Here is a 9,619-nt window from a genome sequence, read left to right as displayed (position 1 = left end):
GTGGGAGGGCCGGGGGCCCAGGTCGCCCTACCGGCTGCCCGGGACGCTGGTGGCGGCCACGGAGACGCCCGAGGAGGGGGCGAGGCGGGCATTGGCGCAGCACACGGGAGAGAGCGGGCATACGGTCGGCCGGCTGCTGGCCGTCGAGAGTGCGCGCTGCCCCTCGGGGGGCCGCACCCTGGTGGCGCACCTCTTCGCAGCCCGCGCGGCAGAGGAACCGCCCCCGTCCACCACGCGCTGGCTCTGGCCGCGTGAGGCCGTGGCAGCGGTACCCGAGCACGAGGCCAGGCTGCTGTCAACGGCCCTCACACCCGGCGCACCCGGAACGCCCGGCACCCCCCGTGGCAACATCGCCCGGGCCTCCTCCCTGGGAAGCTGACCCTTCTCCGACGAGCTGACCGCCCGCCGCAGAAGCCGCCGCAGGTGCCGCCGTAGAAGCCGCCACAGAAACCGTCCCACTCTCGCCGGGGGGGCGGCGCGAGTGCGCGCTCCCTCGGCCGGGGCGGGAGCCTCGGGCGGCCGGGCGGTCACGCGTCCCGCAGCCGGTGGAGCAGGCCCGCGGTCACCACTGCCGGTACCACCAGGACGAGTACGGCGAGTCCGAAGGCGCCCCCGGGCCCCGCCGTGTGGGAGGTGACGGAGAAGAACGCGCCGATGCCCGCGACTCCGGCTGCCTCCGACGCCTGCACGGCGGTCAGCAGTCCGCCCGAGGCGGCGCCCGCGTCCTCGGGCGCCACTCCGGCGAGCGCGAGGCCGATCAGCGACGTGGAGACGATGCCACCGCCGAAGCCGTACAGCAGCAGCCCCGGCAGCAGGGACAGCGCAGGGCCGCCCCGGCCGCCCGTCTCCACCGCCGCCCAGACGGCCAGGAGTCCGGCCCCCGTCGCCAGGGCACCCCCGCGGGACGACACGCGGTCCCCAGCGGGCGACGCGGCGACCGCACAGCACGGCGGCGACGGAGGTGCACACGGCCATCGGGGCGAATGCGACGGCGGCCTGCCACGGGGCGAAGGAGAGCGCTCGCTGGAGGTAGAAGGCCAGCAGGAAGACGAAGGCACCGTTCGTGCCGTAGAAGAACAGCGCGGTGGGCACGCCGAGCGAGAAGCCGCGCTGGGCGAACAGCCTCGGCGGCAGCAGCGGCGCACCCCCGCTCCGGTCGACTCGCCGCTCCCACAGGACGAACAGCCCCAGGAGCAGCACGGCGCCGCAGACCTGGGCGGTCAGCGGCACCGTCCAGCCGTCCTCCCCGCCGACGACCAGCGGGTGGAGCAGCCCGAAGAGTCCGCAGCCCAGCAGCGCGGCCCCCGGCAGGTCCACGGCGGTGCGCTCCTTCGCGCGCCCGCCCCGCGGTACCAGGGCGAGCGCCCCGGCGAAGGTGACCACGCACAGCGGGACGTTGACCAGGAAGACCGACCGCCAGCCCAGTCCGGCCACATCCCACTGGAGGAGCAGGCCGCCCACGATCTGCCCCGCGACGACGCCGACCCCCACCACCGCCCCGTACAGGCCCAGGGCGCGCGCACGCTGTTCCTGACGCAGGAACGTCACCTGCACCAGCGCCAGCACCTGCGGCAGCATCAACGCGGCGGCCAGCCCCTGGGCGACGCGGGCGCCGATGAGGAACTCCGGTGCGGTGGCGCACGCGCACGCCGTGGAGGTGACGGCGAAGGCCGCGGTGCCCACGAGGAAGAGGCGGCGCCTGCCGTACAGGTCACCGAGGCGCCCGCCCAGGACGAGGCCGACGGCGTAGGCGAGGGTGTAGCCGGCCGGTACGAGTTGGATCTGGGCGAACGTCGCCTGTGTCTCCGCCTGGATGGCGGGGTTGGCGACGTTCACGATGAAGATGTCGAGGAACCCGATGAAGGCCCCGAGCAGCACGACGGCCAGCGCGGCCCACTGGAGCGCGCCCGCACGGGGCGGATGGTCGGCGCGGGCCGTGGCGGGCCCGGCCGGACGCGCGGGACGTGAGGGATCGCTCTGCGTTCTGGGCACCGCGAACTCGCCTTCGGTTGCGTTCGGTTGCGGGGGTGCGTGAGGGGCCCAGCCAGTGTGAGCAGACCATCGGCGGTGACCAAGTTGGCGCTTATGGTAGTGCCGTGAGTACCACGACGAAGCGGCGGGACGAGCTCAGCGCCTTCTTGCGCGACCGGCGCGCCCGGCTGACCCCGCGGGACGTGGGGCTGCCGGAAGGCGCAGGGCGGCGCCGCACGCCGGGGCTGCGCCGGGAAGAGGTGGCCACGCTCGCGGGTGTGGGCCTCACCTGGTACACCTGGCTGGAACAGGGCCGCCGGATCAGCGTCACGACGAGCGTCCTGAACGCGGTGGCCGACGCGCTCCGCATGGACGGGACCGAGCGCGCCCATCTCCACCGGCTCGCCGGGCACACGCCGCCGTCCGACGCGGGCGCCCCGCACGGGATGCCCTCCCCGTGCGGGACGCCCTCCCCGTGCGGCACGCCCGAAGGGCCCCTGCCCCCGGCCGTCGTGCGGGTGCTGGAAGGGTGGCTTCCCCACCCCGCCTACGTGCTGGACCGCCACTGGCGTTTCCTCGGCGGAAACGCCGCCCTGCACGCCGTGTTCGGCGACCCCCAGCCGGGCGAGAGCTGCCTGGACGCCTTCACGGGCAGCCGGGGCGGCGCGCGCCCGCCGGCGAACTGGGCGGACTTGGCACCCGAGTTGGTGGCCGGCTTCCGTACGGACGCGGCCCGCTACCCCGACGACCCGGAGTTCTCCCGGATCGTGGCCGAACTGGCGGGCAAGAGCGCCGCGTTCGCCGAGTTGTGGGAGCGGCAGGAGGTGAGCGACACGGCCGTCGGCATCAAGGTCCTCGACCGCCCGGGCGGGGGGCGGCTCCCCTTCCACCGCACCACGCTGCGCGTGAGCGACCACCCCGATCTGCACCTCACCCTGCTGCTCCCCTCCCGTGCGGGCGCCGATGACTGACCCGTACCCGCCCCTGGAGCCGTACCGCAGTGGCCACCTCGACGTGGGCGACGGCCACCGCCTGTACTGGGAGACCAGCGGCAACCCGGCGGGAAAACCCGCCCTGGTGGTGCACGGCGGCCCCGGCTCGGGGTGCCGGGCGGCCGGGCGGCGGCTGTTCGACCCGGCCCGGTACCGCGTCATCCAGTTCGACCAGCGCGGCTGCGGACGCAGCACCCCGCACGCCTCCGACCCCCACAGCAGCCTGCGTGACAACACCACCTGGCATCTGGTCGCCGACATGGAACGGCTCAGGGAGCACCTGGGGGTCGAACGGTGGCTGCTGCACGGCGGTTCGTGGGGCTCGACGCTGATCCTGGCGTACGCCCGGACACATCCGCGGCGGGTCTCCGAGACCGTGATCTCGGCCGTCACCACGACGCGCCGCTCCGAGATCGACTGGCTCTACCGGGGGGTCGGACGGTTCTTCCCCGAGGCGTGGGAACGGTTCGCCGCGTACCCGGCGACCGAGGGCCGCGTCGAGGCGGACGAAGACCTGCCGACCGCCTACGCCCGGCTGACGAACCATCCGGACGCACGGGTGCGCGAGCGGGCCACCGCCGCCTGGTGCGCGTGGGAGGACGCGGTGCTCTCCGGAGAGACCGGCGGGGGCGCGAGGCCCTACGGTGACCGGCCAGGAGCCGACCGGCTGGCGCTGGTGCGCCTGTGCGCGCACTACTTCTCGCACGGTGCCTGGCTGGAGGAAGGCGCGCTGCTGCGGGACGCCGAGCGGCTGGCGGGCATCCCGTGCGTGCTGGTGCACGGCCGCTTCGACCTGGGCGGCCCGCCGGACACCGCCTGGCAGCTGGCCCGCGCCTGGCCCGGCGCCGAGCTGACGATCGTCGAGGACGCGGGGCATCTGGGAGGCGACGCCAAGCGCGGCCATGTCCTGGCCGCCCTCGACCGGTTCGCGCGCGCGGAGAGCGGATGAGCGGGGGCGGGGGGCCGTCACCGGCCATGAGACGGCGGCCCGTCTGACCTCCGGCACCCTGTAAAGCCCGTTCACCAGACCCGCTGCGCGGGGGACAGCCCACAGTGGCGTCTGCGGCGGGGAGCCGTCATGCCGCTCATCCGGACCCTTCGGCCGGGCCCGTGCAGGCCGGCGCTGTCGCGTCCGGCGCGCTTCCCGCCGCCGGCCACGCGGCCATCGCCGAGTCGGCGATGCGCTCCAGCGTCTCCCGTCCGGCCCCGTCCCACGCCTGTTGGTTCATCCCTTGGATGACCGCCGCGTAGAAGGCCGCAAGGCCGTCGGCGTCCGTGCCGGCCGGAAGGCGCCCTGCATCGAGGTCGGTGCGGATGCAGGCGGCGATGGCCGCCTTGGACTCCTCGCGCAGGGCGCGCAGCTTGTCCTTCACGTCCTGCGAGCCGGGGCCGCAGTTGGTCGCCCCGGTGATGATGAGACAGCCCGGCGGGTGGTGGGGGTCGGTGTAGTCGGCGGCGAGGTGACGGAGCATCCGCGTGAGGGCCGTACGGGCGTCGGGGCCCTGCGGCGGGCCTGCGGCGTAGCTACGCGTGTACAGCCCGACGGCCTCGTCGAACAGCCGCTTCTTGTCGCCGAAGGCGGCGTACAGGCTCGGCGGGTTGATGCCCATCGCCCTGGTGAGGGAGGCGATCGAGGTCGTGTCGTAGCCGTGCGTCCAGAACTCGTGGAGCGCGATGGCCAGGGCTTCTTCGCGGTCGAAGGCGCGCCGGGCTCGGCCAGGCCCGGTCTGTGCGGGGCTCTTCTCACTGCTCACGAACCCCACCCTACCTCAGCTATAGCGATCGCTACAGGTTTTCTGCTAGCTTCCGGGGCGTCGCGCTTTTAGCGATCACTAAAGACGCTTTCGCGCCACTACGCCTGGCTGCTTCTCCGAAAGGGACCACCCGTGACCACCGCACCCACACTCACCGGCCTCTCCCGCACCACCCGGGGCTCCGGCCCCGGCCTCCTCCTCGCCCACGGCGCCGGCGGCGGGATCGAAGCCAACTACGGGCCGATCCTGGACGGACTGGCCGCACAGCACACCGTCGTCGGAGTGGACTTCCCGGGCGCCGGCAGGACTCCGCAGTCCCGGACGCCCCTGGACGCGGACGAGTTGGCGGACCAGATGGTGGCCGCCGCAGACGCCGAAGGGCTCGACACGTTCGCGGTCAGCGGCTACTCGCTCGGTGGGCCCGTCGCGATCCGCCTCGCCGCACGCCACCCCGAGCGGGTCACCGCGCTCATCCTCAGCGCCACATTCGCCCACGCCGACACCCGCACCGACCTGGCCGCCTCCATCTGGCAACAGCTCTACGAGTCCGGTCAGCACACCCTGCTGGCCGGCTACCTGAATCTGATGGCGCCCGGTGAGGGCACCCTGAACGCCCACACCCCCGCCCAGGTCCACCACTCCGCCGAGCAACTCGCCTCCGCGATCCCGCCCGGCACCGGAGACCACGTCGACCTGGTCCGCCGCATCGACGTACGCGCCGACCTCGCCGGGATCGCGGTGCCGACCCTCGCCGTCATCACCACCGAGGACCCCCTCATCTCCCCAGCGCTGCAGCGCCACCTCGCCGCCCGCATCTCCACGGCCGAAGTCGCCGAGCTGCCCACCGGACACCTGCCGTTCGCCGAACGCCCGCAGGAATGGCTGAAGCTCATCACCGGCTTCCTCGCACGGCACTGAACGCCCCGGCGGAGGCGGGCAGGCGACGCGCCTGCCGGGACCACCGGCGCCGGCAGACCTCAACCGGCTGCCGCGTCGAGTCGCTGCGGTACTTCCACGCGAGGGCCCCGAGAGTGCGGCGGCGGTCGGTCCACCGCCGCCCGCGGACCGGGTCGGCCGGCCTCGAAGGCTTGACCGGTCCCTCGTCACCTCCGTGATCACTCATCCGGACGGGCACATCCGATCAGCTGGTCAGCCCCTCACGGAGAAGCGCTCTCACCGAGTGCCGAGCGCAGGAAGCCGACCAGTTCGTCGGTGCGCTCGCCCACGAAGAAATGGTCGCCCGGCACGGGACGGAAGGTGAAGCGTCCGTCGGTGAGGTCCTGCCAGGCGCGCATGGAGCGGGGCGGCAGCGAGGAGTCCGCCAGCCCGGCCAGCGCCGTGACCGGGCAGCGCAGCCGGGGCCCCTCCGCCGGTGCGTACGTCTCCACGAGGGTGAAGTCGGCGCGCAGTGCGGCGGCGGCCAGCGCGACGGCTGCCGGGTCGTCGAAGAGTTCGACGGGCACCTGCCCGTACAGGCCCAGAGTGGTCATGAACGCGGCGCGGGGCAGGTCGTGCACCGGCTCGCGGTCGAGCGGCAGGTGCGGCGGGCGCTGCGCCGCGACGGTCAGCCCGCGCGGCGGCTGCCCGGCGGCCTCCAGCCTGCGGGCGGCCTCGTAGGCGACCAGTGCGCCCAGGCTGTGCCCGAACAGCGCGTAGCCCGCCTCCGCCTCCTTCGTCAGCTCCGCCAGCACGGGCAGCAGCTCCGCCATCAGGCCGTCCATCGTGGTGTGGGCCGGCTCGGTCGCCCTGCCCTCCCGGCCGGGCAGCTGCACCGGCAGCACCTCGACGTCCGCGGCGAGCAGCCGCTGCCACGGGCGGTAGGCGGACGCCCCCTGCCCGGCGCACGGGAAGCACAGCAGCCGTGTCCGGGCCCGGCGGCCCTGTGCGGCGCCCGGCGCGGGGGCGGCGGCGGGCGGCGGGAACGGCAGCCAGGGGTCGGCACCCGGCACCGGGGCGGTCGTACTCATGCGGTGATGATCCCTGCGATGGCGCGTACGGTCGGGTTCTCGATGAGGGTGGCGATCGGCAGTTCGGTGTCGAACTCCCGGCGCACCCGGGCCGCGAGCTGGACGCCGACGAGCGAGTTGCCGCCGAGGGCGAAGAAGTCGTCGTCCATGCCGATGTCGTCGATGCCCAGCGCGTCGGACCACAGCTTCGCCAGCCGTTCGTGGGTGCTCGGCGGGGTACCGTCCGCTGCCGGTCGCGCGCCTCGCCCGGCCGTCCTGGCGGCCGGGACGGCCACCTCGCCGCCGGGCTCCGGCGCCTGTCCGGCCTGCGCGATCACGTTCTGGGTGAGTGCCTCGACGGCGCGCAGCCGCTGGTGCATGCCCTCCGGGACGACGACGACCTGCGGTCCGAGCCGGTCGCTGAGGATGTGCCACAGCGCCTGGAGGCCCTCTTCGGGGCGGATCGCGAACGCGCCGCCGATGCCCGGCCGGGCGGGTGGGCCGGCCGGCGGGTCGGTGGGCGCCTGCGCGGAGGGTTCGGCGGGCCGCACGGCAGAAGCGGGCCGCCCAGGTGTCGGTGCGGTGCTCGGACGCGTCGTCAGGCTGTCGCGGAACGCACCCGGGTCCCAGATCCGGACCGTGTAGCCCGTCACGTCCACCACCTCGCGGCCTTCCGCGTCGGTGAGGGTGAGGTCGAAGGTGACCATCGTGCGGTGTGCGCCGCGCCGCCGCGTGTACACGTGTACGACCGGCGGAAGCGGGCCGCCCAGCGTGACGCCGCTGATGGTGAACGGCAGGTAGCTCTCCCCCGTGGGCCCGAGCTCCGGCAGGTAGACGGCGTTGGAGGTCGCGGCGTCGAACAGCGCCGGATGCAGCGGGTAGTCGGCCAGCTCAGCGAGGTACGGCTCGGGCATCTCGATACGCGCGAGGGCCGAGGAGCCGTCGCGCCGCAGTTCGGCGACATTCGTCCAGCGCGGCCCGAAGTCGATGAGCCCCGGCTCGGGCTCGTACGGCTCGGTGTCGGGCTTGACGACGGGGAAGCACTCGCGCAGCACCTCCAGATCGTGCACGTGCGCCGGGCTCTTGGGCGCCGTACGGACGTGTCCGGTGGCGTGCTCCGTCCACTCCTCCTCGTCACCGCGGCGGCTGGCGACGGTGAAGCGGTAGCCGTCCCGTTCGGGGTCGAGCGTCGTGCGCAGGGTGGTCGGCGCGGTGAGCGTGAGGACGGAGAGGAACGTGACGTCGCTCAGCAGCAGCGGCGTCGCCGCCACCGGGTCACCCGCCAGCGCCTCGGCACCCGCGGCCCGCGCCATCTCCAGGTACGCCGTCGCGGGCCACACAGGTGTGCCCGCGACGCGGTGCTCCCGGGAGACCCAGTGGCTCTCCCCGTCCACGACGGCGCGATAGGCGATACGGGCACCGGCGTCGGCACCGGCGTCGGCACCCGCGCCGGCGTCGGCGCCAGCGCCGACGTCGACCCGCTCACCGAGGAGCGGATGGACCCCGGGCCCGGGGTCGGCTTCCGCCCCGGGGTCGGGTTCCGCCCCGGGCGCGTGGTCGGCCGCGGTGGCCAGCGCTCCCGCGTCCACTGTGGTGCCGCCGGCCTGGAGGGCGCGGAAGGCGGCCGGGGCGAGGGCGTCCGCCTTGGCCGCCATGCCGACCTCGGCCCAGGCGTCCCAGTTGACGGAGACGGTGAAACCGGGGCCTTCGGCCGCGCGGGCGTGGGCGTAGGCGTCCATGAACGCGTTGGCCGCGGCGTAGTCCGTCTGCCCGAGGTTCCCGGCGACCGAGGTGATGGAGGAGAAGAGCACCATCAGCTCCACCCGCTCCCCCAGCAGCCGGTCCAGCACGAGGGTGCCCGAGACCTTCGCCGCCATGACGCGTTCCGCCTCGGCGCGGCTCTTGAGGGCGAGCAGGCCGCCACCCGGAACGCCCGCGGTGTGGAAGACGCCGTCGATCGGGCCGTACTCGTCCTCGGCCTGTCCGACGACAGCGCGCATCGCCCACTCGTCCGTCACGTCGGCGCGGCACACCAGCACCTCGGCGCCGTACCCCTCGACGCGCCGCAGCAGCCGCACCGTCTCCCGTACCCCGGCGTCGGTTCCGGCGCCGCGTCCGCCGTCCTCGGCGGCGATCCGGTCCCACTCCTCGCGGGGCGGGAAGGCGGAGCGGGAGGTGAGAACGAGGCGGGCGCGTACGGCCTTCGCGAGTCCTTCGGCGACGGCCAGCCCGATACCGCCGAGCCCGCCGGTGATCAGGTAGGTGCCGCGTTCCCGCAGGGGGCCCGCGGCTCCGTGGACGCGTGGTGCGGGCACGGGGGCGAAGGAGAGCAGCCAGCGGCGGCGACCGCGCAGTGCGACCCAGCGGTCGCCGCAGGCGGCGAACGCGGGGGCGGTGCCGCCCGCCCTGCCCAGCTCCTCCAACAGTCCCGTCCCGAAGCGCTGTTCGGCCAGGTCGAGGCAGCGGACGGCGATGTCGGGCAGCTCTTTGGCCAGGACGTCGCAGACACCGGTCACCGCGGCGCGGGCGGGCTCGACCGGTTCGGCACCGGAGACCGCGCGCAGCCGGGAGCCGGCCACGTCCCAGCGCATGCCGGGCGCCAGTGCGGTGGTGCGCTCGGCGTACGCCTGGGCGAGGAAGAGCACGCTGAAGAAGCCGAGGTCCAGCCAGCCGCCGACGTCGTCGGGGCGGCAGGTACGGTCGGGCGGTCCGAACAGCCAGCCGTGCAGGACGCGGTGCGGCGTCAGTCCGTCGGCGGCCAGGGCGTCCGCCAGTGCGTCGTAGTCCTCGCGTGCCCCGGGGCGCAGCAGGTAGCGGCTGCCGGTCAGACGCGCGAAGGACTCGCCCGGTTCGACCGTGACGACCTGGCCGCCCGCGCGGCGCAGCGCCGTGACCGTCTCGTCGAGGCCCTCGCCCCGGCGGAAGACCAGCCAGGTGCGGGCCAGGGGGGCGGTGG

The 9,619-nt window shown here is 74.6% G+C and carries 8 protein-coding genes and 1 pseudogene; 4 read left to right on the top strand and 5 right to left on the bottom strand.

What is annotated here, in order from left to right; translation table 11 throughout:
* A partial coding sequence (locus tag AB8Z75_RS27560) for an NUDIX domain-containing protein (RefSeq protein ID WP_369206613.1) occupies positions 1-379 on the top strand: 379 nt, incomplete at its 5' end.
* 148 nt (positions 380-527) lie between these two features.
* Here the strand turns inward: AB8Z75_RS27560 and AB8Z75_RS27555 are convergent.
* Together AB8Z75_RS27555 and AB8Z75_RS27550 are read right to left on the bottom strand one after the other, a co-directional pair.
* On the bottom strand, positions 528-911 hold the full coding sequence (locus AB8Z75_RS27555) for a hypothetical protein (protein ID WP_369206611.1): 384 nt from the start codon (positions 909-911) through the stop codon (positions 528-530).
* Positions 912-966: 55 nt separating this feature from the next.
* Positions 967-1,836 (bottom strand): annotated as a pseudogene (locus AB8Z75_RS27550) (MFS transporter); the annotation flags it as partial.
* 260 nt (positions 1,837-2,096) lie between these two features.
* Between AB8Z75_RS27550 and AB8Z75_RS27545 the strand changes: the two are divergent.
* Positions 2,097-2,942, top strand: coding sequence for a helix-turn-helix transcriptional regulator (locus tag AB8Z75_RS27545; RefSeq protein WP_369206609.1), 846 nt, complete (start codon positions 2,097-2,099; stop codon positions 2,940-2,942).
* The gene (gene pip / locus AB8Z75_RS27540) at positions 2,935-3,912 is read left to right on the top strand and encodes a prolyl aminopeptidase (RefSeq protein ID WP_369206607.1); all 978 of its coding nucleotides are present in this window, start codon (positions 2,935-2,937) and stop codon (positions 3,910-3,912) included. Before AB8Z75_RS27545 ends, pip begins: the two co-directional genes overlap by 8 nt.
* Positions 3,913-4,048: 136 nt before the next feature.
* Here pip and AB8Z75_RS27535 read toward each other — a convergent pair whose 3' ends face one another.
* Positions 4,049-4,717 (bottom strand): TetR/AcrR family transcriptional regulator, encoded by a 669-nt coding sequence (locus AB8Z75_RS27535; protein ID WP_369206605.1) that lies wholly within the window; start codon positions 4,715-4,717, stop codon positions 4,049-4,051.
* A gap of 132 nt (positions 4,718-4,849) precedes the next feature.
* Between AB8Z75_RS27535 and AB8Z75_RS27530 the strand changes: the two genes are divergently transcribed.
* Positions 4,850-5,635, top strand: coding sequence for an alpha/beta fold hydrolase (locus AB8Z75_RS27530; protein ID WP_369206603.1), 786 nt, complete (start codon positions 4,850-4,852; stop codon positions 5,633-5,635).
* 239 nt (positions 5,636-5,874) lie between these two features.
* Here the strand turns inward: AB8Z75_RS27530 and AB8Z75_RS27525 are convergent, their stop codons facing one another.
* Both AB8Z75_RS27525 and AB8Z75_RS27520 read right to left on the bottom strand, forming a co-directional pair.
* Positions 5,875-6,684, bottom strand: coding sequence for a thioesterase II family protein (locus AB8Z75_RS27525; RefSeq protein ID WP_369206601.1), 810 nt, complete (start codon positions 6,682-6,684; stop codon positions 5,875-5,877).
* Positions 6,681-9,619: SDR family NAD(P)-dependent oxidoreductase (locus tag AB8Z75_RS27520; RefSeq protein WP_369206599.1), on the bottom strand; the 2,939-nt coding region annotated here is incomplete at its 5' end. The genes AB8Z75_RS27520 and AB8Z75_RS27525, both read right to left, overlap by 4 nt.

It is taken from the genome of Streptomyces sp. PU-14G (assembly GCF_041028275.1).
Taxonomy (GTDB): domain Bacteria; phylum Actinomycetota; class Actinomycetes; order Streptomycetales; family Streptomycetaceae; genus Streptomyces.
The sequence above is the reverse complement of the archived record's forward strand: the minus strand, read 5'-3'. Positions and strand labels throughout refer to the sequence as shown.